Origin of the sequence: Burkholderia sp. MBR-1 (genome assembly GCF_013822785.1) — a bacterium.
Classification (GTDB): Bacteria; Pseudomonadota; Gammaproteobacteria; order Burkholderiales; family Burkholderiaceae; genus Burkholderia; species Burkholderia vietnamiensis.
The window spans coordinates 928,738-952,474 of record NZ_CP053611.1 but is presented as its reverse complement, the minus strand read 5'-3'; the positions used below and the strand labels follow the sequence as shown (position 1 = coordinate 952,474).

General features: G+C 68.8%; 18 protein-coding genes. 9 read left to right on the top strand and 9 right to left on the bottom strand.

Annotated elements, in window-relative coordinates; all coding sequences use genetic code 11:
* Positions 1–63: 63 nt before the first annotated feature.
* Positions 64–258: a hypothetical protein gene (locus MBR110_RS32395; RefSeq protein WP_072465533.1), complete on the bottom strand. Its 195-nt coding sequence runs from the start codon at positions 256–258 to the stop codon at positions 64–66.
* 576 nt (positions 259–834) lie between these two features.
* Here MBR110_RS32395 and MBR110_RS28620 point away from each other — a divergent pair.
* The 4 genes from MBR110_RS28620 to MBR110_RS28605 all read left to right on the top strand — a co-directional run bounded on the left by MBR110_RS28620 (position 835) and on the right by MBR110_RS28605 (position 5,020).
* The gene (locus MBR110_RS28620; RefSeq protein ID WP_014726257.1) at positions 835–1,821 is read left to right on the top strand and encodes a TRAP transporter substrate-binding protein; all 987 of its coding nucleotides are present in this window, start codon (positions 835–837) and stop codon (positions 1,819–1,821) included.
* On the top strand, positions 1,818–2,387 hold the full coding sequence (locus tag MBR110_RS28615; RefSeq protein ID WP_045579886.1) for a TRAP transporter small permease: 570 nt from the start codon (positions 1,818–1,820) through the stop codon (positions 2,385–2,387). The genes MBR110_RS28620 and MBR110_RS28615 overlap by 4 nt, the downstream gene beginning before the upstream one ends.
* Before the next feature lie 4 nt (positions 2,388–2,391).
* Complete coding sequence (locus MBR110_RS28610) at positions 2,392–3,744, top strand: TRAP transporter large permease (RefSeq protein WP_011880621.1); 1,353 nt, start codon at positions 2,392–2,394, stop codon at positions 3,742–3,744.
* Positions 3,745–4,195: 451 nt separating this feature from the next.
* Positions 4,196–5,020, top strand: coding sequence for an alpha/beta fold hydrolase (locus MBR110_RS28605; RefSeq protein WP_181709586.1), 825 nt, complete (start codon positions 4,196–4,198; stop codon positions 5,018–5,020).
* A gap of 87 nt (positions 5,021–5,107) precedes the next feature.
* On the opposite strand, the gene proP is transcribed toward MBR110_RS28605, so the two are convergent.
* From proP to MBR110_RS28570, 7 genes are all read right to left on the bottom strand, one after another.
* Positions 5,108–6,577, bottom strand: a complete 1,470-nt coding sequence (gene proP, locus MBR110_RS28600) for a glycine betaine/L-proline transporter ProP (protein WP_014726252.1) — start codon at positions 6,575–6,577, stop codon at positions 5,108–5,110.
* A 484-nt stretch (positions 6,578–7,061) separates the two neighbouring features.
* Complete coding sequence (locus MBR110_RS28595) at positions 7,062–8,129, bottom strand: porin (RefSeq protein ID WP_014726251.1); 1,068 nt, start codon at positions 8,127–8,129, stop codon at positions 7,062–7,064.
* 226 nt (positions 8,130–8,355) lie between these two features.
* A complete protein-coding gene (gene acs / locus MBR110_RS28590) occupies positions 8,356–10,350 on the bottom strand; it encodes an acetate--CoA ligase (protein WP_181709585.1) in 1,995 nt (664 codons plus the stop codon).
* Positions 10,351–10,597: 247 nt separating this feature from the next.
* Positions 10,598–12,505, bottom strand: a complete 1,908-nt coding sequence (locus tag MBR110_RS28585) for a sigma-70 family RNA polymerase sigma factor (RefSeq protein ID WP_181709584.1) — start codon at positions 12,503–12,505, stop codon at positions 10,598–10,600.
* Complete coding sequence (locus tag MBR110_RS28580) at positions 12,489–12,800, bottom strand: high-potential iron-sulfur protein (protein ID WP_011880615.1); 312 nt, start codon at positions 12,798–12,800, stop codon at positions 12,489–12,491. Before MBR110_RS28580 ends, MBR110_RS28585 begins: the two co-directional genes overlap by 17 nt.
* A gap of 76 nt (positions 12,801–12,876) precedes the next feature.
* Positions 12,877–14,142 (bottom strand): c-type cytochrome, encoded by a 1,266-nt coding sequence (locus MBR110_RS28575; RefSeq protein ID WP_181709583.1) that lies wholly within the window; start codon positions 14,140–14,142, stop codon positions 12,877–12,879.
* An 84-nt stretch (positions 14,143–14,226) separates the two neighbouring features.
* Entirely contained in the window at positions 14,227–15,954 is a 1,728-nt protein-coding gene (locus MBR110_RS28570; protein ID WP_011880613.1) for a methanol/ethanol family PQQ-dependent dehydrogenase, read from the bottom strand.
* Positions 15,955–16,561: 607 nt separating this feature from the next.
* On the opposite strand from MBR110_RS28570, the gene MBR110_RS28565 reads away from it, so the two are divergent.
* Entirely contained in the window at positions 16,562–16,789 is a 228-nt protein-coding gene (locus MBR110_RS28565) for a hypothetical protein (RefSeq protein WP_034194614.1), read from the top strand.
* Positions 16,786–19,086, top strand: a complete 2,301-nt coding sequence (locus MBR110_RS28560; RefSeq protein ID WP_181709582.1) for a TonB-dependent receptor — start codon at positions 16,786–16,788, stop codon at positions 19,084–19,086. Before MBR110_RS28565 ends, MBR110_RS28560 begins: the two co-directional genes overlap by 4 nt.
* On the opposite strand, the gene MBR110_RS28555 is transcribed toward MBR110_RS28560, so the two are convergent.
* A complete protein-coding gene (locus MBR110_RS28555; RefSeq protein WP_181709581.1) occupies positions 19,071–20,042 on the bottom strand; it encodes an alpha/beta fold hydrolase in 972 nt (323 codons plus the stop codon). The two genes, MBR110_RS28560 and MBR110_RS28555, sit on opposite strands and share 16 nt — an antisense overlap.
* Positions 20,043–20,356: 314 nt before the next feature.
* Between MBR110_RS28555 and MBR110_RS28550 the strand changes: the two genes are divergently transcribed.
* The 3 genes from MBR110_RS28550 (at position 20,357) to pqqB (ending at position 23,735) form a co-directional block, all read left to right on the top strand.
* Positions 20,357–22,372, top strand: coding sequence for a sigma-54-dependent Fis family transcriptional regulator (locus MBR110_RS28550; protein ID WP_011880609.1), 2,016 nt, complete (start codon positions 20,357–20,359; stop codon positions 22,370–22,372).
* Between the two features lie 300 nt (positions 22,373–22,672).
* Positions 22,673–22,747, top strand: a complete 75-nt coding sequence (gene pqqA / locus MBR110_RS28545) for a pyrroloquinoline quinone precursor peptide PqqA (RefSeq protein ID WP_006410019.1) — start codon at positions 22,673–22,675, stop codon at positions 22,745–22,747.
* A gap of 64 nt (positions 22,748–22,811) precedes the next feature.
* Entirely contained in the window at positions 22,812–23,735 is a 924-nt protein-coding gene (gene pqqB / locus MBR110_RS28540; RefSeq protein WP_011880608.1) for a pyrroloquinoline quinone biosynthesis protein PqqB, read from the top strand.
* Positions 23,736–23,737: the final 2 nt, after the last annotated feature.

Genomic DNA, 23,737 nt, shown 5'->3' with positions numbered 1-23,737 from the left:
GCTCGTCTCCCACAGCGCTTCCGCAGCGCATCGGCGCAGCCTGATGCGTATGGGGGATGCCGCCTAGCCGCCGCCGATTCCCTGTAACACCTTGCCGGTGCCGCCGCATACCGTGCATGGCTGGCCTTCCACCATCCCTGTGCCGCGACATACACCGCATAGATCTTCGCCGACACCGGGCGTATCGGGCGGCCCTTCGTCCCCAGGATTCAACGGCGCGTCCTGACGCTGTCCCGCCGACGGTCGACTCGTCTGCATCGCATACCTCCTCGTGTGTTTGCCGTATCGCCCCGCCGCATCGTGCGTGCCCGCCGTGACGAAGTGGGGTACGGTGGCCGGCGCGCTTGCCGAAAGCCGCGCCGATACGCGCATCGGCAACGCTTGCGCTGGCATCCGCCGCGGCTCCCGACGCAGACGGCGTCGCGGCGTCATTACAACGGGGGAGCCGAACGCATTCGGCTGGCGCGGTGCGGACAAGATCGAGCACGTAAAGCCGTCAAGTAGTCAGTCATCGGACAACTAGAAAATAACCAAGTCGGCTACCCGGCATCCCGGCCAGCACGGTGCCGACTTCCAATACCGACGCCCGTTCGGAAAACGTTTCGCTAACCGGGCGCTTCACGTAGAAACGTTTTCCCCCAATCTCCTCAAAAACCCCGGACTACTCCGCTTATACGGGTATGCACCAAGTGAGTTAAACGATTAACCGACGTACATTCGCTTCCACACGTCATACAACGTATGACTCAAGTTAAACGCAGGCCGTGTACCGAAAGCGGGCGGAGGTCGCCCGGCGCGCCGCCGAACAACGAGCAACCAGCAAGGAGACTGACGATGAAGCACCGATTCACCCGCTCCCGTACCGCCGTGGCCGTCGCGCTGATGGCAGGCTTCGCCGTATCCGCGCACGCGCGCGTGTTCCGCTCGGCGGACGTGCATGGCGACAACTTCCCGACCAACATGGCGGTCAAGTACATGGGCGACGAGCTGTCGAAGCTCACGGGCGGCAAGGACTCGATCAAGGTGTTCGGCAACAGCGCGCTCGGCTCGGAGAAGGACACGGTCGACCAGGTGCGGATCGGCGCGATCGACATGGCGCGCGTGAACGGCGCCTCGTTCAACGAGATCGTGCCCGAGTCGCTGATCCCGTCGCTTCCGTTCTTGTTCCGCGACGTCGACCATTTCCGCAAGGCGATGTACGGTCCCGCCGGCCAGAAGATCCTCGACGCGTTCGCGGCGAAGGGCATGATCGCGCTGACGTTCTACGAGAGCGGCGCGCGCTCGATCTACGCGAAGCGCCCGGTGCGCTCGCCGGCCGACATGAAGGGCTTGAAGGTGCGCGTGCAACCGTCTGACCTGATGGTCGACGAGATCAAGGCAATGGGCGGCACGCCCACGCCGATGCCGTTCGCCGAGGTGTACACGGGCCTGAAGACGGGCCTCGTCGATGCGGCGGAAAACAATCTGCCGTCGTACGAGGAAACCAAGCACTTCGAAGTCGCGCCCGACTACTCGGAGACGCAGCACGCGATGACGCCCGAAGTGCTGGTGTTCTCGAAGAAGATCTGGGACACGCTGTCGCCACAGGAGCAGGCCGCGATCAAGAAGGCCGCGGCGGATTCGGTGCCGTACTACCAGAAGCTGTGGACCGCGCGCGAGGCGTCCGCGCAGCAGACGGTGACGAAGGGCGGCGCGAAGATCGTACCGGCCGCGCAGATCGATCGCGCGGCGTTCGTGAAGGCGATGCAGCCGCTGTGGGCCAAGTATGAAAAGACCCCGCAGATGAAGCAGATCGTCGACGAGATCGAGGCCACCAAGTGACCCGTCGCACTTCACCGAATGGCGCCGCGGCCGTCGGCTCGCCCGACGCGCGCGGCGGCGCGGCGCCGTGCCGCGCGCGCGCGACGCCGCTGCTGCACTGCGCGAACGACCTGCTGTTCCGCGCGCTCGCGGTGATCGCGTCGCTGTGTCTCGCGGCGCTCACGGTGCTGGTGTTCTACGCGGTCGTGATGCGCTACGTGTTCGAGAACGCGCCCGATTTCGTCGAGCCGATCGCGTTGCTGCTGGTGATCGTCATCGCGATGTTCGGCGCGGCGATGAAGGTGCGCGACGGCGGCCACATCGGCCTCGATTCGCTCGTGCAGCGCCTGCCGCCGAAGGGGCGCACCGTCGTGATCGCGATCCAGCATCTGTGCCTGATCGCGTTCGCGATCGCGATCATCGCCGGCTGCGGCAGCATGGCGGCCGAGACGATGGGCGACCGCATTCCGATCATCGGGTTGCCCGAAGGCGTGCGCTATCTGATCACGATTCCCGCAGCGATCGCCATCATCCTTTTCTCGCTCGAGCACCTGCTCGCGCTCCGTCGTTCTTCGTCGGGACATTAACGCCATGGAACTCGCGATCCTGTCCGTCAGTTTTCTGATTTTCCTCGTGCTCGGCGTGCCCGTGTCGTTCGCGCTCGGCATCGCATGCGTGCTGACCTACCTCGTCGAAGGGCTGCCGATCGCCACCGCGATGCAGTCGATGATCTCGGGGATGAACGCGTTCTCGTTCCTCGCGGTGCCGTTCTTCATCTTTTCCGGCGAACTGATGCTGCACGGCGGCATCGCCGATCGGATCCTGCGCTTCGCGCAGGCGACCGTCGGCCATTTTCGCGGCGGCCTCGGGATGGCCAACGTCGTCGCCTGCACGCTGTTCGGCGGCGTGTCGGGCTCGCCGACCGCCGACACGTCGGCGATGGGCGGCGTGGTGATCCCGTTGATGAAGCGCGAGGGCTACAGCGCGGCGTACGCGGTCAACGTGACGACCCACGCGTCGCTCGCCGGCGCGCTGATGCCGACGTCGACCAACATGATCATCTACGCGTTCGCCGCGCAGGGGATCACCGGGATGCTGCACGGCCAGCAGGTGAGCGGCGTGTCGATCGGCGACCTGCTGTTTTCCGGGCTGCTGCCGGTGCTGTGGGTGATGGGCTTCGTGCTCGCCGCCGCGTACTGGCAGGCCGTGCGTCACGGCTATCCGCGCCGCGAGGACGGCTCGTCCGCGCTGCCCGCGTTCCCCGGCTGGTATGCGGTGCTGCGCAGCTTCGTCGGCGCGGTGCCCGGCCTGATGGTGATCGCGATCATCCTCGTGTGCGTCGCGAAGGGGATTGCCACCGCGACCGAAGCGGCGGCCATCGCGGTCGTGTACTCGCTCGTGCTGACCGCGCTCGTCTATCGCACGCTGACCGTCGAGAAGCTGCGGCGCGCGCTGTCGCATGCGGCGCGCACGACGGGCGTCGTGCTGCTGCTGATCGCCGTGTCGAACATGCTGCGCTTCCAGATGTCGTATCTGGAGATCCCGGATGCGATCGAAGGGCTGCTCAAGCAGTCGACCGCCGCGCCGTGGCTGATGCTGCTGTACATCAACGTCATCCAGGTGTTCCTCGGCACCTTCGTCGACATGGCCGCACACATCCTGATCACGACTCCGCTGTTCCTGCCGATCGCGATGGCCTGCGGCGTCGGGCCCGTGCAGTTCGGCATCATGCTGCTGCTGAACTGCTCGCTCGGCCTCGTGCATCCGCCGATCGGCTCGGTGCAGTTCGTCGGCTGCGCGATCGGCAACGTGTCGATCGGCGAGACGACCAAGATGGCGTGGCCGTATTACCTCGCGATCTTCAGCGCGATCAACATCGTCACGTACATGCCGTTCTTCTCCACCTGGCTGCCGAGCCTGATCAGCGGGCACGCGGTGTTCTGAGTACCGGCATCGGCCCGCGTGGCGCCGGACGATCGAGGTCGTCCGGCGCCGCGATTGCGTTAACGGCTTCTTCCTTCGTGGCCGGTTTGCGGCGTGCGCGTGCCGCGCGTTGTGCATGCAAGTGACCGACGCCGGACCACGCTGCAGCATGCGGCGCTCGCCGAACAGGCCGGTGCGGACACGCGCTTGGTCCGCGTGCCCGGTTCGATGCGGGCCGCGCGATCGTTCGCACTGCGCGCCGGGCCGAACGCGGCCCGACGCCGGCATTCCCGGCCCTTGGATCCAGTGCCGCATGCGAGCACGCCACCGCTGAGGCGACGCGCCACACACGTCGCCTGCAGCGCCCGCCGAGCTGTGCGATCATGCGCGGCGCCAGCGTTGCTGGCAACGCGCCAGTGAATCAGCGCGCGCTTGCGCGCCGCTGCCCATCGTCGTCATACCCGGAGGCCCGATGCTCACCCGCACCATCCACGGCAGCACGCTGCATTACCACGATCACGGCACCGGCTTCCCGGTGCTGCTCGGACACAGCTATCTGTGGGACGCGGCGATGTGGGCGCCGCAGATCGACGCGCTGTCGCGCCGGTATCGCGTGATCGTGCCCGACCTGTGGGGGCATGGCGCATCGGGTCCGCTGCCGCCCGGCACGCAGACGCTCGACGATCTCGCCGCGCACGCGAGCGCGTTGCTCGACGCGCTCGAGATCGAGCAATGCGCGGTGGTCGGCCTGAGCGTCGGCGGGATGTGGGGCGCGCGGCTCGCGTTGCGCGAACCGCAGCGCGTGCGCTCGCTCGTGTTGATGGACGCGTCGCTCGAAGCCGAGCCCGACGCGACGCGGCTGCGCTACTTCGGAATGCTCGATGCGATCGCCGCCGCCGGCAGCATCGCGCCGCCGCTGCTCAATGCGATCGTGCCGCTGTTCTTCCGCCCGGACGCGAATCTGTCGGACCCGGTGCCGAGCGCATTTCGCGCCGCACTCGCCGGCCTGCCTGCCGACCGGCTGCGCGAGTCGATCGTCCCGCTCGGCCGGCTGATTTTCGGGCGTCCGGACACGCTGGCCGCGCTCGCCGACCTCGATGCCGCGCGCACGCTGCTGATGTGCGGCGCCGGCGACATGGCGCGGCCGCCGTCGGAGACGGAGAAGATGGCAGGCGTGATCGGCTGCCGCCACGTGCTGGTGCCAGACGCCGGCCACATCTCGAACCTCGAGAATCCCGCCTTCGTCACGCGCACGCTGCTCGACTGGTTCGACGAGCAGAAGCTCGCCGCGGCTTGAGCGTCACGCGGCGTTGCGTGATGTCGCTGCGGCTGGGACAGCGCGACGGATGTGCCGCGCATCAGGCACATCACGTGCGTCACATGATCAAGCGCGTTCGCCGATCGGCGTGAGCTTGCGTTCGCGCCCGCGGACCTCGCCCGCGCCGCGGCGGATCAGCTCCTGCGCTTCGGCGCGGCTGCCCACGCACGGCGTGGAGCCCGGCAGCGGCCGCCGCGCGCTCTCGCGCAGCGCGAGCACCGACACGATGCCGATGAACGACGCGCCCATCAGGTAGTACGCCGGCATCATCAGGTCGCCGGTGCGATCGACGAGCCATGCGGTGACGAGCGGCGTCGTGCCGCCGAACAGCGACACCGACACGTTGAAGCCGATCGCGAGCGCGCCGTAGCGGATCCGCGTCGGGAACAGCGCGGGCAGCGCCGACGGCATCACGCCGGTAAAGGTCGACAGCAGCGTGCCGTAGATCAGCATCCCGCCGAACACCGGCAGCATGCCGCCGGTGCGGATCAGCATCAGCGCCGGCACGGACAGCACGAGCAGGCCGACGCAGCCGAACATCATCACCGGCTTGCGGCCGATGCGGTCGGACAGATGCCCGGCATAGAGCGTCATCGGCATCATCAGCAGCATCACGATCAGCACCATGAACAGCCCGTGCGTCTCGTTGAAGTGCAGCGTGGCCGACAGATAGTTCGGCAGGTACGACAGCGCCATGTAGTCGGTCACGTTGAAGATCAGCACGAGACCGACGCACTGGAGCAGCGGCCGCCACTGTTCGACGAGCAGCGTGCCGAACGACTGCTTCGGGCGCGCGCGTTCGTCTGCTTCGCGCGCCAGCGCTTCCTTCTTGAACGCAGGCGTTTCCTCGAGCTTGATCCGGATGTACAGACCGACGAGGCCGAGCGGCCCCGCGATGAAGAACGGCACGCGCCAGCCCCATGACAGCAGCGCGTCGTGCGACAGCGTCGCCGTCAGCAGCGCGACGGTGGCCGCGCCGAGCGTATAGCCGATCAGCGTGCCGAACTCGAGGAAGCTGCCCATGAAGCCGCGGCGCTTGTCGGTCGAGAACTCGGCGATGAAGGTGGCGGCGCCGCCGTATTCGCCGCCGGTGGAGAAGCCCTGCACGAGGCGGGCGACGAGCAGCAGCACGGGCGCCATGATGCCGATCGACGCGTAGCTGGGGATCAGGCCGATCGCGAAGGTGCCGACGGCCATCATGATCATGGTGGCGGCGAGCACGCGCTGGCGGCCGATGCGGTCGCCGAGCGGGCCGAACACCATGCCGCCGAGCGGGCGCACGACGAACGCGGCCGCGAACGTGCCGAAGGTGGCGAGCAGCTGCGCGGACGGGCTGCTCGACGGGAAGAACACCTTGCCGAGCGTGACGGCGATGTAGCTGTAGACGCCGAAGTCGAACCATTCCATCGCATTGCCGAACGCCATCGCGCCGACCGCGCGCTTCAGGATAGCGCGGTCCACGATCGTGATGTCGTCGAGCTTGAGGGCCTGGCGCGAAGACCGGGTTTTCGCGGAGTGCGCGTGCGGTGAACTCAATGAACGCTCCTGGAAGGGGCCTTCGCAGCGGGCCGGCGGCAGCGCGGCGGGACGGACGCGGCAGCGTCGGCGGCGAGGGCGGTTGTCTCGGGATCGCCACGGTGCCGTGACGCGGCGCGACACGCGACACGGGGCAGGTGGCTGTGTGCTGGCGTGCACCAGTGTAGAGAAACGGAGCGTGCGGACTATCGGCGATGCGCCCGGAAATCGGTCGTAAACGACACGCATCGCGCAGCCGCGCGATGTGCGCGGCAACACCGACCGGCGTCGGTCGACGCGTTGGACCGGGAAGCGGGCGGTCTATACCAGGCCTTCTTGCGGGCATGCGGCGCGGACGCAGCGCGTGCGCGAGCGGATCGCACCCTCGATGCGCGACGAAGTTCGCGCCGGAGTCAGTGCATTCGGTCGCATGCCGACTTCGACGTCAGATGATTCGGACTGCAAACGCAGAACGGCGGCGCTGCCGATGCCGCCGTTGCCTGCATCAGAACATGTGCCGGATCCCGACGTTCGCGCCGACGGTCGTGCCGTTGACCGCGTAAAGCGCGTTGGTGATGCCGAGCCCGGTGTCCATCGCGCCGTGGTTGTTGACCATCGCGACCTGTGCATACAACGCGGTCGCCTTCGACAGGCTGTACGTCGAGCCGACGGCGGCGAGCAGCGAGTGGTTGGCCGTGTCGTTGCGATCGCTCGTGAACCACACGCCGCCGTTCAGGTCGACCGTCGGCGTCGCCTGGTAGTCGAGGCCGCCGCCGTACACGTTGTTGCTGAACGACCCGGCGACCTTGTAGCTGGCGAACGACGCCTTCGCGGTGACGGGGCCGAACCGGTACGCGGCGCCGATCGTGCGGCCGACGAACGCCACGGTGCTGGCGGTGGGCGTCGGGTTGGTGCCGTCGTTGCCGTTGTAGAAGCCGGCGTTGATCATGAAGCCGCCGTGCTCGTACTTGAGGCTCGCGGAGTACTGGCGTCCCGCCTGAAAGTCGCCGGCCTTGCCGCCGAACGCGAACATCGCGCTGCCGGTGAGGCCGGCGATCGTCGGGCTCGTGTACGACACGGCGTTCGGGTTGAACAGGCCGGTCACCAGCACGTTGTCGACGTAGTTGACGAGCCCGCTGCCGAAGTGCGAGAAGCTGCGCGGGTCCGAATCGAAGATCGCGAGCAGGAACGGCGAATACTGGACGCCGGCCTTGACCGTGCCGAACGCGCCGTCGAGTCCGACCCACGCCTGACGGCCGAAGATGTTGCCGTTCGAATGCGCGAATGCGCCGTTGGTGACGGCGAAGCCGCTTTCGAGCTGGAACTTCGCCTTCAGGCCGCCGCCGAGATCCTCGGTGCCGGTCATCCCGAACGTCGTCGGCGTCATGCCGGTATCGGCCATCGAGAACTGATGGCCTGCGTTTGCGCCGGTGGCGCTATCGAGCGTCTTGCTCGTGTACAGCAACGCGGCGTCGAGGTTGCCGTACAGCGTCACGCTGCTTTGGGCGAAGCCGCTGGGGCTGGCAAGCGCGCCTGCGAGCGCGGCGCAGCCGATCACGATCCTGCTCTTCATCGGGGTGTCTCCAGTGTTGTTGTACGTCCATGCATCGAACAGAAAAGGCGCCGGACGGCCGCGCAGCGGTGTCCGTCGCCCGGGCCGCGCACGCGGGATGGGGCGCGGGGACGCAGGTGCGCGGCCGGGTGGCGGCTGCGCGTCGCGCGTTCGCGGCCGGGATGGGCGCCGGAACGTGCGTGCGTCGCGGAGGTCGGGTGGGGCCGGCCGGTGCCGGCCCCGTCATTCAGAGCGACAGGCCGAGCTGCTCCAGAATCGCCGGATTCTCGAGCGTGGAGGTGTCCTGCGTGATCGCCTCGCCCTTCGCGAGCGAGCGCAGCAGGCGCCGCATGATCTTGCCCGAGCGCGTCTTCGGCAGGTTGTCGCCGAAGCGGATGTCCTTCGGCTTCGCGATCGGCCCGATCTGCTTGCCGACCCAGTCGCGCAGCGCCTTGGCCAGCGCCGCGGCCTCGTCACCTTCAGGGCGCGAGCGCTTGAGCACCACGAACGCGACCACCGCCTCGCCCGTCGTGTCGTCCGGCCGGCCGACCACCGCGGCTTCCGCCACCAGCTCGTGCGACACCAGCGCCGACTCGATCTCCATCGTGCCGAGCCGGTGGCCCGACACGTTCAGCACGTCGTCGATGCGGCCCATGATCGTGAAGTAGCCGGTGTCCTTGTCGCGCACCGTGCCGTCGCCGGCCAGATACAGCCCGCCGCCGAGCTCGTCCGGGTAGTAGCTCTTCTTGAAGCGCTCCGGGTCGCCCCAGATCGTGCGGATCATCGACGGCCACGGACGCTTGACCACCAGGATCCCGCCTTGCCCGTTGGGCACGTCCTGGCCCGTCTCGTCGACCACCGCGGCCATGATCCCCGGCAGCGGCAGCGTGCACGAACCGGGCACCGTCGGCGTCGCGCCCGGCAGCGGCGTGATCATGTGGCCGCCGGTTTCGGTCTGCCACCAGGTGTCGACGATCGGGCAGCGCTCGCCGCCCACGTGCTTGTGATACCACATCCATGCGTCCGGATTGATCGGCTCGCCGACCGTGCCAATGATGCGCAGGCTCGACAGGTCGTAGCTCTTCGGGTGGACCTTGTCGTCGGCGTCGGCGGCCTTGATCAGCGAACGGATCGCGGTCGGCGCGGTGTAGAACACGCTGACCTGGTGGTCGGCGATCATCTTCCAGAAGCGCCCGGCGTCCGGGTAGGTCGGCACGCCCTCGAACACGACCTGCGTACCGCCGCATGCGAGCGGCCCGTAGGTGATGTACGTGTGGCCGGTGACCCAGCCGATGTCGGCCGTACACCAGAACACGTCGTCGGGCTTCCAGTCGAAGGTCCACTTCATCGTCTGCGCGGCCCACAGCAGGTAGCCGCCGGTGCTGTGCTGCACACCCTTCGGCTTGCCGGTCGAGCCGGAGGTGTAGAGGATGAACAGCGGATGCTCGGCGCCGACCCATTCTGGCGGGCAGTGGTCGGACTCGGCGTCGGCCAGCTCGTGCATCCACAGATCGCGCCCGGCATGCCAGTCGATCTTGCCGCCGGTGCGGCGATAGACGATCACGCTCTTGACCGCGTCGCAGCCGCCCATCGCGATCGCTTCGTCGGCGATGCTCTTGAGCGGGAGCGTCTTGCCGCCGCGCGCCTGCTCGTCGGCGGTGATCAGCGCGACCGCGCCGACGTCGACGAGCCGTTCGTTCAGCGATTTGGCGGAGAAGCCGCCGAACACGACCGAGTGCGTGGCGCCGATGCGCGCGCAGGCCTGCATCGCGACGATGCCTTCGATCGACATCGGGATGTAGATGACGACGCGATCGCCCTTGCCGATGCCGCGTTTTTTCAGCGCATTGGCGAAGCGCGACACGCGCGCGAGCAGCTCGGCGTAGGTGACGCGCGTGACGGTGCCGTCGTCGGCCTCGAAGATCACGGCGACGCGCTGGCCGTTGCCGGCTTCGACGTGACGGTCGAGGCAGTTGTACGACGCGTTGAGCTCGCCGTCGTCGAACCACGTGCAGAACGGCGCGTTGCTCTCGTCGAGCACCTTGGTGAACGGCTTGTGCCAGCTCAGGTTCTCGCGCGCGAGGCGCGCCCAGAAGCCCTCGTAGTCCTGCTCGGCCTCGGCGACGAGCGCGCGGTAGGCCGGCATGCCGGAAATGGTCGCGCGTGCGCGCGTGTCGGCCGTCGGTTCGAAGATTCGGCTTTCCTGAAGGATCGATACGAGGGCGGTCAAGGTGTTCTCCATAATTTGTCTGGGTGTGGCTGGAATAGCAAAACGCAACTAGCATGCCAAGCGCCGCCGCGATCCGGTCGAATCGGCACGCATGCCCGTCGCGCGCGGCGTTCCGGAATCGATAGGGGGTGCAAACGATCTGCGCATGGCCGCGCGGCATCGTGAGCGGCGCGATCGTTGCGCCGAAATGCAGCAGCGGGTGTTGCAGGTGTCAACATGGCGGCGGACGGCGGCGCATGCGCCGCCGTCCCTGCGCGGGCTATGCGATGAACGCGCGCAGCACGTCGAGCCCGTCGGACGCGCGCAGCCGCGCGAGCGCTGACGCCTCGATCTGCCGCACGCGTTCGGCGGACAGGTTCAGCTGTCGGCCGATGTCGCGCAGCGAGCAGCCTTCGTCCGCGTGCAGCCCGTAGCGCAGCCGCAGGACCGTCGCCTCGCGCGCCGGCAGGCGGCCGATCATCGCCGCGATCGTGTCGCGCAGCTGCGCGGCGCCGGCGGCGTCTTCGGGCGACGGCGTCGATACGTCGGGCGCGACGTCGACGAAGGTCATCTCGCCTTCCGGCGAGACGGGCGCGTCGGCCGACATCGGCTCCTTCACGATCGACATCAGGTCGCGCACCTTGTCGAGCGGCTCGCCCATTTGCACGGCCAGTTCGTGCGGCGTCGCGGCAGCGCCGGAACGCTGCCGGTGTTCGCGCGCGATCCGTGTCAGTTTGTTGATCGCGTCGACAGTGTGCGTCGGCACGCGGATCGTGCGGCCGAGATCGGCGAGCGCGTGCGTGATCGCCTGCCTGATCCACCAGGTCGCGTAGGTGGAGAAGCGGAAGCCGCGCCGATGGTCGTAGCGGTCGATCGCCTTCAGCAGCCCGATGTTGCCTTCCTGGATCAGGTCCGCGAACGGCAGCCCGCGGTCCGGGTAGCGCTTCGCGATCGATACGACGAGCCGCAGGTTCGCGTCGAAGAGGCCCATCCGCGCCGGCTGCATCGCGCGCTCGATCGTGTCGAGCCGCGCATCGAGCAACGCGATCGTGTCGGGCGGCAGTGCCGATGTGCGTGCGGCCCGCGCGATCGCGTCGCGCGCGTCGACCAGCTCGGCCGCGCGGCGCGTCAGCGCCGGCTCGCATTCGGGATGCGCGGCGATGCACGCCGCGAGCCAGCGGGCATGATCGCCGTCGCGCTGCACGCACGCGGCCGCCGCGCCGTGCGGCACGCCGGCGTCGGCGAGCGTGCGTGCGAGCCGGCCGTGCAGCGTGCGCTGCCGGCGCGCGTGCGTGCGCAGCGGCTCGCTCATGCGCTCGAGTGCGCGCATCGACATGCGCAGCGTGCCGAGCAGGGCGGCCGCTTCGCGCACGCAGGCGCGGTAGGCGAGACCGTGCGCGCCGTCGGTTTCCAGTGCGGCGCGCATCGCGGCCGTGAGCGCGTCGATCGGCGCCAGTCGCGCGAGCACGGTATGACGGCAGAGCCCATCGTCGGCCGGAGCGTCGTCGTCGCGCGTGCTCGCGCCCGCGTCGGCCGGCGTATCGCCCGCATGCGGGCTGGCGGCGGCGGCGCCGTCGGCGGGCGCCATGTCCGCGCTATCCGCGATGGACAGCACGTAAGCGGACGCGGCCGTCCGGCCTTCGGCGATCTCGATGCGCATCGCGACCAGTGCGTCGAGTGCCTGCGGATCGCCGCACAGCACCGCGACCGACGCCGCGCGGCCGCGCTCGATCCGTTGCGCGTGCATGATCTCCTCGTCGCGCGTGAGCAGCGGCGTCATGCCCATCTCGCGCAGGTAGAGGCGTACGGGGTCGGTCGTGCGCGGTGCGCTCAGCTCGGCCGCGGCGAGCGCGCCGGCCCCTTCGGCCCACGCACGCGCGCTCGGCGTGGGCTGGAAGTAACGGTCGAGCGTCCAGCCCGCGGCGTGCGCGCCGTCCGACACCGCGATGCCCAGCTCGCGCAGCATCGCAGCCGTCGCGTCGACGCCGCCCTGATGGGCGTCGTCGTCCGGCAAGGCGTCGATGATGTCGCCGTGCGTGACGAAGCCGCGTGTGAGCCCCGTCGAAATCAGTGCGTGCAGGTGCGCCGCGTGAGGCGGCGCGTCGCCGTCGTGGCCGGCGGCGCGCACCGGCACCGGCGCGCGCCGTGGCGCCGGGCGCGCCGGCAACGCATCACGCGCCCTTGGCATACACGTTGCACCAGCCGTCAGCCGCGACCGACTTGCCGGCGAACATCGGGCAGGTGCCGGCGTCGGCGCTTTCGCTCTTGTAGAAGCGGCAGTTGGCGCAGCGCTGGCCGCTCTGGTATTTCGGGAACTTCGCGGCGTCGACGCTCGACGCGCGCGCGCGGTAGCCGAGCGTCTTCGCGGTCGCGTCGTTCTCGTCGACGAGCGGCAGCGCGGCGAGCGCGGAGCGGGTTGCGGCGAGCGCCGCGCACAGTCCGATGGTCTGGACGATGAAGGTTCTGCGATTCGGGTTGTGCATCACGGTCGTTTCCTGTTGAAGAAGAAATCTTGCCGACGCGCGGCCCGGCATGTGCCGTGGCGGCCGCGCGCCGCGCTTACTGGCTGGCTTGCTTGTGTCCGCCCGGGCCGGCGACGAGCGGCGCGTTGGACGCGCGCGCGGTGTCGGCGCTCAGCTTGGTCTTGGACGCGGCATAGCCGTTGGACGCGAGCAGGAACGCCATCAGGTCGGCGTACTCGTCGTCCTTCATCTTGCCCGGCTGGTCGGCCGGCATGTTGGTCGCCATGTAGCCGAACACGCCGCCGATCGTCAGATGCGAATGCGCGAGCGGTGCGAACGACGGGCCGCTCAGCGCGGGCGCCGTATTGCCCTCGAGATCGACGCCGTGACACTTCGCGCACGCACTGCCGTACAGCGCCTTGCCATGCTCGACCTGGGCCGCGTCGAACGACGGCGCGGCTTCGCCGGTGCTGTCCGAAACGCGGATGAAGCCGCCGCCGGCCGCCCGCCCGCCGGCGCGGATCACGCCGGCGCGCGATGCGCCCGTGGCCAGCGCGCCGTCGAGGAAGCGCGGCGTCGCGCGCGAATCGTGCGTGGCGCGCGCTTCGAGCGCGTTGCCGGGCAGCGCCCATTTGCGCGTCAGCGCAGCGAGGCGGCCCGATTGCTTCATCTGCGTGAGGGCGGCGTCGATCCGCTGCTGCAGCTCGGCCGAACGTTGCGCGAACGCGAACGTGAGCTGCCATTCCGCATAAGGAGAAGAGGTCGCGCCGATGCTGAACGCCTGCTTCGGATGCGCTGCCTGATAGGCGATGACCGCCGGATACCAGACGATCGCGCGGTTCGCGCGGCCGCGGGCGACCGCGTCGACGGTCTGCTCCGACGTGTTCTCGAGATCGAAGCGGGCGTTCTTCTGCTGCACCGCGATCAGCTGCGCGGGGCTCGCATACGTGGCCGCGACGATTTCGCGTTCGTTGGCCGGCTTGGCCGCGTCGCGGCGCGTGACGCTCACGTAGCCGGAGCGCAGGTAGCCCTGCGAGAACAGCAGTTTGGTGTCCGACGCGTCGGCGATCGCCGAGCGCGGGAAGCCGGCGAGCACGTCGCAATCGTGCTCGAGGATCTTGGCGAGCTCGTGGGCGGACACGCCGTCGTCGTCGCTGCCTGCGGCGTCGTGCGCGGCGAACGTCGCGGCGATGCCGGCCGTGCGGAACGCCTCGCGGGCGACGGCCTTGTCGAGCCCGGCGGTAGGGGTGCCCGGCAGCGAGCAGACGCGCACCGCAGGCGCGGCCATGGACAGTGCGGGAATCAGTGCCGTGCCTGCCGCGAGCGCACTGGCGACGGCTACGCGGGAAAGTCGAAGGTTCATGTTCGTACGCTCGGTGGGTAATGGGAACGAAGGGGAGGACGCCCGCACCGTCGGCGCGGGCGTCATGCGGTGGTCGGACGCCGATCAGCCGCGGTTCAGCGCGAACACGTACAGCGTGCCGCCGCGCGGTACGTCATCCGCGGCCTTGGCCATCGGGCCGCCCCAGATCGGGTTCGCGCCGCCGTAGCCGGCGAGCACCGCGACGTATTCCTTGCCGTCGACTTCGAACACCGACGGCTGCGCGATGATCCCGCTCGCGAGCTGCGGGCTTTCCCACAGCACCTTGCCGGTCGACACGTCGAACGCATACAGGTGGCCGTCGAGCGAGCCGCTGAACGCGAGGCCGCTGGCGGTCGTCGCGACGCCGCCGTTCCACGGCAGCTTGCTCCAGTGGCTCCACACCTTCTTGCCGGTGTTGACGTCGATGGCCTGCAGTTCGCCGTAGCCTTCGCTGCCCGGTTCCGGCTTGATCTCGAAGCCTTCGCCGAGATACGGCAGCCCTTCCATGTAGTTGACCGACTTGCCGGACAGGCTCATGCACGCATGCAGCGTCGGCACGATCGCGAGATGACGCTCGGGGTCGTACGACACCGACCACCAGTTCTTGCCGCCGAGGAAGCTCGGGCACGTCTCGATCGTCGTGCCGACCTTCGGATACTTCGCCGGGTCCTGGATCGGTGCGCCGTCTTCCGTGTAGCCGGTGACCGAGGTCGCCTTCACAAACGGCTCGGCGTAGATCAGCTTGCCGCTGTCGCGGTCGATCGCGTGGAAGTAGCCGTTGCGGTCCGCATGGATGATCGCGTCATGCTCTTTGCCCTTGTACTTGATCGTCGCGAGCACCGGCGTGTTCACGCCGTCGTAGTCCCACGTGTCGTGCTTCGTGTACTGGTAGTGCCACTTGAGGTCGCCGTTCTTCGGGTCCAGCGCGAGCAGCGAATCGGAGTACAGATTGTCGCCGGGGCGCAGGTCCGCGAGCCACGGCCCCGGGTTGCCGACGCCCCAGTACAGCGTGCGCGTCGCCGCATCATAGGTGCCGGTCAGCCACGCCGGCGCGCCGCCGTGCGCCTGCATCCCGTCGGGCCACGTGTCGGCGTGCTTCTCGCCCTGGCCGGGGATCGTGTAGCGCTTCCACAGCACCGAGCCGTCGTTCGGGCTCAGCGCCGCGATGAAGCCGCGCGCGCCGTATTCGCCGCCCGAGCTGCCGACCACGATCGCGCCGTCGATCGCGAGCGGCGCGAGCGAGAACGCGTAGCCGAGGCCCGGTTCGAACATCTGCTTCTTCCACACGAGCGCGCCGGTCTGGGCGTCGAGTGCGGCAACCTCGCCGCTCAGCATCGCGACGTAGACGTTCTTGCCGTACAGCGCGACGCCGCGGTTCACGACGTCGCAGCATGCGGTCTTGAACGACTCGGCGCCGAGCTTCGGCTCGTACTTCCACAGTTGCGCGCCGGTGGTCGCGTCGAACGCGTAGACGTTGTCCTTCGGCGTGGTGACGAACAGGTAGCGGCCGTTGACGATCGGCGTGGCCTCGAAGCCCTGCTTCAGCTCGGCCGGAAACTTGTAGCTCCATGCCTGCGTGAGCTGCTTCACGTTCGACGCGTCGATCTGCTTGAGCGGCGAATGCGCCTGGCCGTTGTAGGTGCGGTAGTAGGTGAGCCAGCCCGGGTCGCGTTGCGCATCGGTCAGCCGCTGATACGTAACGGCCGGATAATCCGCGGCGGCAGCCACCAGGCCGGGATTCAAGACGATCGCGGCAGCCGCCGCGATGCCGATCGATGCCAGTCGGCTCTTCGAAGCCGAGAGTTTCTTCATGGTTGTCTCCTGAGTCATTGTGGTCGCACCGCGGCCAACATCCGGCCAGGCCGGCTGGGTGGGGTTCCGGGATCAGTGCGCAGCCAGTAACGCAAATCGCATGCCATTGATGCGCGAGCATTGCCGCGCAACGCGCAGCGGGCGATTCGCGCGCGCCGTGCGGTCGCGTGCCGATGGTTGCGGTTGATCAATGGTTGTTGCGTTCGGGGACAACCGTGCGTGTAGTGTTGCTAAAGATGACAGTGCATTCCTCGTGCGGCGGAACAACGATGCACGCTGCGCCGTGCTCGCGTTCGAGGCGGGCCGGCTCGCATCGATCAACGAGATGAAGCCGTCGCGCGCCGCTGGTTTTCACCGATTGCGCAGTTCCGGTGCCGGCGCCGACGGGCATCGCGCCGCGCATGTCGGCGCATCTCGCGGCATGCGCCGCGCCGTGCTGATCCAAAGTGACACAGGTGCAGCGGCGGTGACACGAAGTGCAACACGCGCGTGGCCCAGTGTCGCAATGCGTCCGCGGGTGAGTGGGTCGGCTTCGCGCTGACAAGGCCACCCGCAAGGCGACCGGCATTTCGGCATGCTTCTTGCCATCTGGATCACGAAGCGATTCATGCAGCGCGAAACCGGATGCCATTTCCAGAACGATTCAATGGGCTCGACGGAGACGGTGTCGCACGCACGTGTCCGGCATCGTCAGCACGCGGATGGCATCGCGTTCGCCGCGTGCGCGCAGCCGATGACGCGAAACCGACCGCGGCCGCCGATACGGCGCCTGCGCCTGCTGTATCGCTATACACGACAACACGACGACAAGACGACTGAGGAGACCCGTAAATGAAGGAAGCCGAACTGGCGAAGCGCTGCCGGGCCGCCGGCCGCGCCGGCGCAACGCTGTGGGTCGGCGGCATGCTCGGCGGCTGGCTGACGCCCGCTGCCGCGCAGGTCGCGCCGTCGGATCCGGCCGCGGAGCAGACGCTCGCGCCGATCGTCGTCGTCGGCACGACGCCGCTGCTCGGCATCGGCACGCCGCTGTCGCGCGTGCCGGCCAACGTCCAGACGATACGTGGCGACGACGTCGACCGGCAGCACCGCGGCGTGTTGACCGACTACCTCGAGCGCAACGTGACGAGCATCGACATCAACGACGCGCAGGGCAACCCGTACCAGGCGGACGTGAACTACCGCGGCTTCACCGCGTCACCGGTCGTCGGCACGCCGCAGGGGCTGTCGGTGTTCGTCGACGGCGTGCGCGTGAACGAACCGTTTGGCGACGTCGTCAACTGGGATCTGATTCCGCAGGCCGCGATCGACACGATGCAGCTGATTCCCGGCTCGAACCCGACCTACGGGCTCAACACGCTCGGCGGCGCGCTCGCGATCACGACGAAGAACGGCAGGACCAGCCCCGGCGGCGCCGCGCAGCTGTCCGGCGGCTCATGGGGGCGCAAGACCGCGCAGTTCGAGCAGGGCGGGCGCATCGGCAGCGCGCTCGACTACTACGTGACGGGCAACGTCGCGAACGACAACGGTTGGGCCGATCACAACGCGAGCCGCGTACGGCAGGGCTTCGGCAAGCTGCGCTACGTGGATGCCGACACGACGCTGTCGATCTCGGCCGGCGGCGCCGACAACGCGCTGCAGGGCACGCAGACGATTCCGCGCTCGTTTCTCGACAACCGCGCGCAGGCGTACACCTATCCGGATTTGAATCGCAACAGCGCCGCGTACGTCACGCTGTCGGGCGATCATGCGTTCAACGATCAGGTGCAGTTGAGCGGCGGCGTTCATTACCGGCACTACCGCAACACGAACACCAGCAGCAACGTGAACGACGACTTCGGCAGCGTCGACGACAGCGGCGCCGTCGACACCGTGCAAGGGACCAACGACCGCTCGACGATCACGACCGACAGCTACGGCGCGGCGCTGCAGCTGACGCTGCTCGGCAAGCTCGCCGGCATGGACGAGCAGTTCGTGATGGGCGCGTCCGCCGATCTCGCGACGTCGGGTTTCGAGCAGGCGTCGCAGCAGGCGGTGTTCACGGACGCGCGCGCGACGGTGGGCGTCGGCAACTTCACGCAGACGACCCGCGCCCGGACGCGCAACGCGAACTACGGCGTGTACTTCGACAACACGCTCGCGCTCACGCAGCAGTGGGCGTTGACGCTGGCCGGCCGCTACGACTGGTCGCGCGCCGCGATCGAGGACGTGAGCGGCCAGCAGCCGTTGCTCACCGCGCGTCATACGTTCTCGCGGTTCAATCCGGCCGTCGGCGTCACGTGGAATCCGGTGCCGGGCTTCACCGCGTACGCGACCTACAACGAGGGAATGCGCTCGCCGACCGCGATCGAGCTCGCGTGCGCGGACCCGGCCGCGCCGTGTTCGCTGCCGAACGACTTTCTCGCCGATCCGGCGCTCAAGCCGGTGATCGCGAAGACCTTCGAGTTCGGCGCGCGCGGCCGCGCGGGCCAGGCGACGACGTGGAGCGCGGCGGTCTACCGCACCACGCTCGCCGACGATATCCAGTTCATCAGCAGCAACGGCGGCGCCAGCACGCTCGGCTATTTCCAGAACGTCGGCAACACGCGGCGGCAAGGCGTCGAGCTGGCCGGACACACGCGGCTCGGGCCGGTGGGGATCGGCGCGAGCTACAGCTATGTCGATGCGCGCTACCGCTCGACGTGGACCGAAAGCAGTGCGAGCAATTCGAGCGCCGACGCGCGCGGCAACATCGTCGTGCATTCCGGCGACCGGATTCCGGGCATTCCGGCCAGCACCGTGAAGCTGCGGCTCGATTTCGCGGCGACGCCGAAGTGGAACATCGGCACCAATCTCACGTATCGCGGCGGCGTGTTCGCGCGCGGCGACGAGAACAACCAGGACGCGAACGGCACGATTCCCGGCTATTTCCTCATCGATCTCGACACGACGTGGCAGGCGACCAAGCATCTGCAACTGTTCGCGTCGGTCACCAATCTGCTCGACAAGCGCTATGCGAACTTCGGCACGCTCGGCCGCAACTTCTTCAATGGCCCGAATCATTCGTTCGACGGGCTGAATCCGGTCAACGAGCAGTTCGTCGGGCCCGGCGCGCCGCGCGGCGCGTGGCTCGGCGCGCGCTATGCGTGGGACTGAACGGGCGCGTCGGCTGCCGTGTGCCGATTGGCCGGCATGACGGCCGGCAGTGCGCGCACCGCAGCGGCGACGCCGCGCGCGAGCGCAGCGTCGCGCGTGAGGTGGCCGGCCGGCACGCGCTCGACGATCGCGGCCGGCACCGCGCGCGCGAGGCGCGCGACGTTGTCGACCGGACACACGCGGTCGCGCGTGCCGTGCACCGCGTGAATCGGCACGCCGGCGTCGGCCGCCCGTCGCGCGAGCGCGAGCAGCCGGTGCTCCCCGAGCCAGCAGTCGTGCAGCAGGTAATGCGCCTGAATCCGGTACTTGTCGATCAGGCGCTCGAGCGCCGGCTGCGTCGTGCGCGTGCGGCGGGGCGGCCGCCCGGTCAGGATCGCGTCTTCGTAGGCGCTCCACGCGAGCGCGAGCGCGCGTTGCCGCGCCGCGCTCGCGCCGGGCTGCAGCCGTCGCGCGAAGCTGGTCGTCAGGCGCTCGGCGCGCGCGGTGCCGGCCGCGTCGATCAGGCGTCGCCACGCGCGCGGCGCGTGCGCGCGCATGCCGACGAACAGCGCGCGCACTTCGCGCGACGACGTGAGGAACAGGCCGCGCAGCACGACGCCGCTGACGCGCGACGGATACCGTCCGGCATACGCGAGCGCCAGCGCCGCGCCCCACGACCCGCCGACGACGCCCCAGCGCACAATGCCGAGCTGCGCGCGCAGCGCGTCGAGATCGCGCAGCAGCCGCGTCGTGTCGTTGTGCCGCAAGCCGCCGCGCGGCGTCGATGCGCCCGCGCCGCGCTGGTCGACCAGCACGACGCGCATGCGTTCGAGGTCGAACAGGCTCAGCACCGCGGGCCGGCTGCCGCTGCCGGGGCCGCCGTGCAACACGACGACCGGCTCGCCGAGCGGATTGCCTGCTTCGGTCCACGCGATCGTGCAGGCGTCGCGGTGCAGGTGCTTGAAGGTGTGCGTCATGTCGGTCGGGGTAGTGGGAAAAAGCGGCGACGGCGCGCCGCGCGCTTGCGTCCACTGAAGCGAGAATCGCGCCCGCGCGCAAGCTAGGGATTCGTCCGGGTGGCGGTGCGCCAAGGTTTCGCGCTATCACTGGGCCGTACCGGAAACGCATTGCACGACGTGCCTCGCGATGCCGATTTCATTCTCCTTTCATCGTCGGCCGGACGCCGACGCAACGCGACGACGTCGATGAGCGGGCCGCCCTGTGGCCCGATGTTTGCTTGCATCGATGGCAAAGAGTCCGGCATCGACCGGAAGGATCCCCGGAGGAGACAATGCGCGATGACGTTTATCCGACGGCCGGCGCTCGGGCACCGCAAGTGCCCGGCTGGCCGACGCCGACGATCCAGAAGTCCCATGAGCGGTCCGAAACGTTCGGTCTGCAGGCATCGACACGCCCCGACTACGACTTGCTGTCCGGCACCGCGCTGGCGCTTAAGCGCGAGCAGAACCGCGTGCTGTGCGTCCACGCGATGCCCGTGATGGAGACGCTGCACGAGCAGATCGTCAACACGCAGAGCATGATCGTGCTGACCGATGCGGAGGGCCTGATCCTGCATTCGATCGGCGACGACGATTTCCTGCGGCGCGCGGAGCGCGTCGCGCTGCGCCCCGGCGCGAACTGGGCCGAGAACCGGCAGGGCACCAACGCGATCGGCACCGCGCTCGCCGAGCTGTGTCCGATGGTCGTGCACGGCGACCAGCACTTCCTCGCCGCCAACCATTTCCTCACCTGCTCGAGCGTGCCGATTCTCGATCCGTACGGCGACGCGATCGGCGTGCTCGACGTGACGGGCGACCATCGCAGCTATCACCAGCACACGATGGCGCTCGCGAAGATGTCGGTGCAGATGATCGAGAACCATCTGTTCACGACGACCTTCCAGGAAACGCTGCAGGTGTCGTTCCATGGCCGCCCCGAATTCCTCGGCACGCTGATGGAGGGGATCGTCGCGTTCACCGCCGACGGCCGCTTCCTGTCGGCCAACCGCAGTGCGCAATTCCAGCTCGGGATGCCGCTCGCGGCGCTGCGCGCGCATACGCTCGCGTCGCTGTTCGACGTGACGAGCGCGCAGTTGATCGACCGGATGCGTGCCAGCACCGAGCCGCACGTGTCGCTGAATCTGGGCAACGGCGCGGTGGTCTGCGCGCGCGTGCAGTTCCGGCGCGCATCGCGGGCCGAGGGCAGCCGCCCGGCCGAAGTCCACGACGGCGGCACGGCGCAGGCCGCGCGGCCGACCGCTGCGCAGAACGCGGCGAGCCTGTCGCGGCTCAGCTACCTCGACACCGGCGATCCGCAGGTCGCGGCCGTGATCGCGAAGGTCCGCAAGGTGATCGGCAAGGACATCCCGGTGCTGATCACCGGCGAGACGGGCACCGGCAAGGAGCTGCTCGCGCAGGCGATCCACAACGACTCGCCGCGCCGCGACGGTCCGTTCGTCGCGGTGAACTGCGCGTCGATCCCGGAGACGCTGATCGAATCCGAGCTGTTCGGCTATGAGGAAGGCGCGTTCACCGGCGCGCGGCGCAAGGGCGCGACCGGCAAGCTGCTGCAGGCCAACGGCGGCACGCTGTTTCTCGACGAGATCGGCGACATGCCGTATCCGCTGCAGGTGCGGCTGCTGCGCGTGCTGCAGGAGCGCATCGTCAACCCGCTCGGCTCGACCAAGGCGATCGGCGTGGACATCGCGATCATCTGCGCGACCCACCGCGACCTGCGCGAGATGATCGCGCAGAACCGCTTCCGCGAAGACCTGTACTACCGGCTCAACGGCCTGGTCGTGCGCCTGCCGCCGCTGCGCGATCGCACCGACCTCGCGGTGGTCGTGCAGAAGATGCTGCAGCGGGAGACGCTGTCGGGCCCAGGCCGCCGCCCGTTGAGCGTCGCGCCCGACGTGATGGCGCTGTTCGAGCGCTGCGGTTGGCCGGGCAACTTCCGGCAGCTCGCGAACCTGCTGCGCACCGCCGCCGCGATGGTCGACGAAGACGGCGAAATTCGCCGCGAGCATTTGCCGGACGATTTCTTCGACGACGTGCGGCGCGAGCCGACACCGGCCGCCAACGGCCACGACGTGGCGTCACTCGCGGCGGAGCCCGCGCCGCTGGCCGCCGCGGCGGCCGCCAGCGATGCGCGGCTGCAGGACGTGGCCGCGTCCGCGATCGCGGCCGCGCTCGCCCGTCACGGCGGCAACGTATCGGCCGCGGCGCGCGCGCTCGGCGTGTCGCGCAACACCATCTACCGGAAGATGCCGGCCGCCGCCCAGGACGCGACGGAGCCCGAAACGCGCTGACGCCGCCGCGAGTGTCACACCGGTGTGTCATGTTGCAACACCCGGTGTTCAAGGATTCAACACCTGCAACGCCCATCGGGCACACCCGAGCGTGTCGCCCGACGGGTTCCGAAAGAGTGTCGTTGGCATATCGTAAGAATGGCGGCGTCATCACGATGCGGCGGCTGTCGCACGCCCGCGTAGGCCCGCGCACGCCGCCGCGCGGCGCGCCTGCCGCCCCGGCACGCTCCTTGCTGAACTGGTAACGGCCGCTCGATCGATGCGGTTGTTCGATTCACCAACTCAACAAGGAGACACATCATGCAGTGGACCACCCCGGCTTATACCGACCTGCGCTTCGGCTTCGAAATCACGATGTACATCGCCAACCGCTGATCGACGCACGCAGTGCCGCCCGCGTCGGCGAACCCGATGCGGGCAGCACCCGGAGCACACGCAGATGAAGATCAAGATACTCGGCTCGGGCGCCGGCGGCGGGTTGCCGCAATGGAACTGCAACTGCAGCAACTGCCGTCGCGCCCGCACCGGCAGCAGCGGCATCGTGCCGCGCACGCAGTCGTCGATCGCGGTCAGCGGCAACGGCGTCGACTGGGTGCTGGTGAACGCGTCGCCGGACATCCTCACGCAGCTGCGCGCCGATCCCGACCTGCAACCGGCACGGCAGATCCGCGACAGCGCGATCGCGGCCGTGATGCTGTGCGATGCGCAGATCGATCACGTGACGGGCCTGCTGATGCTGCGCGAGCGCACCTCGCCGCTGCCGCTCTACGCGAGCGCGCCGGTGCTCGAGGACCTGTCGACCGGGCTGCCGCTCGTCCCGCTGCTCGGCCACTACTGCGGCGTCGACGTGAACCCGATCGCGCTGCGCGAGCCGTTCGCGATCGCCGGCGCACCCGGCCTTCGCTTCACCGCGCTGCCGGTCGACAGCAAGCCGCCGCCTTACTCGCCGCATCGCGCAGCCAGCGTGCCGGGCGACAACATCGCATTGCTGATTCAGGACACGGCCACCGGCCGCCAGGCGTTCTACGCGCCGGGGCTCGCCGACGTCGACGACGGCGTGCGCGCCGCGATGCGCGACGCCGAGCTGGTGCTGGTGGACGGCACCTTCTGGACCGGGACGGAGATGATCGACCTCGGCCTGTCGTCGAAGCACGCGGCCGACATGGGGCATCTTGCGCAGCGCGGCGATGCCGCGCACCCGGGGATGATCGAGCGGCTCGGGGTGTTGCCCGCGAGCACGCGCAAGGTCCTCACCCACATCAACAACACGAATCCGATTCTCGACCCCGGTTCGCCCGAGCGTGCGCAGCTGCGCGAGCACGGCATCGAGGTCGCCCACGACGGCATGCAATTCGAGGTTTGACC

Bases quoted from the DNA above. Each gene is read 5' to 3' on its own strand.
- MBR110_RS32395 (WP_072465533.1), bottom strand. From the start codon at position 258: ATGCAGACGAGTCGACCGTCGGCGGGACAGCGTCAGGACGCGCCGTTG.
- MBR110_RS28620 (WP_014726257.1), top strand. From the start codon at position 835: ATGAAGCACCGATTCACCCGCTCCCGTACCGCCGTGGCCGTCGCGCTG.
- MBR110_RS28610 (WP_011880621.1), top strand. From the start codon at position 2,392: ATGGAACTCGCGATCCTGTCCGTCAGTTTTCTGATTTTCCTCGTGCTC.
- MBR110_RS28605 (WP_181709586.1), top strand. From the start codon at position 4,196: ATGCTCACCCGCACCATCCACGGCAGCACGCTGCATTACCACGATCAC.
- MBR110_RS28595 (WP_014726251.1), bottom strand. From the start codon at position 8,129: ATGAAGAGCAGGATCGTGATCGGCTGCGCCGCGCTCGCAGGCGCGCTT.
- acs (WP_181709585.1), bottom strand. From the start codon at position 10,350: ATGGAGAACACCTTGACCGCCCTCGTATCGATCCTTCAGGAAAGCCGA.
- MBR110_RS28585 (WP_181709584.1), bottom strand. From the start codon at position 12,505: ATGCCAAGGGCGCGTGATGCGTTGCCGGCGCGCCCGGCGCCACGGCGC.
- MBR110_RS28580 (WP_011880615.1), bottom strand. From the start codon at position 12,800: ATGCACAACCCGAATCGCAGAACCTTCATCGTCCAGACCATCGGACTG.
- MBR110_RS28575 (WP_181709583.1), bottom strand. From the start codon at position 14,142: ATGAACCTTCGACTTTCCCGCGTAGCCGTCGCCAGTGCGCTCGCGGCA.
- MBR110_RS28570 (WP_011880613.1), bottom strand. From the start codon at position 15,954: ATGAAGAAACTCTCGGCTTCGAAGAGCCGACTGGCATCGATCGGCATC.
- MBR110_RS28565 (WP_034194614.1), top strand. From the start codon at position 16,562: ATGCAGCGCGAAACCGGATGCCATTTCCAGAACGATTCAATGGGCTCG.
- MBR110_RS28560 (WP_181709582.1), top strand. From the start codon at position 16,786: ATGAAGGAAGCCGAACTGGCGAAGCGCTGCCGGGCCGCCGGCCGCGCC.
- MBR110_RS28555 (WP_181709581.1), bottom strand. From the start codon at position 20,042: ATGACGCACACCTTCAAGCACCTGCACCGCGACGCCTGCACGATCGCG.
- MBR110_RS28550 (WP_011880609.1), top strand. From the start codon at position 20,357: ATGCGCGATGACGTTTATCCGACGGCCGGCGCTCGGGCACCGCAAGTG.
- pqqB (WP_011880608.1), top strand. From the start codon at position 22,812: ATGAAGATCAAGATACTCGGCTCGGGCGCCGGCGGCGGGTTGCCGCAA.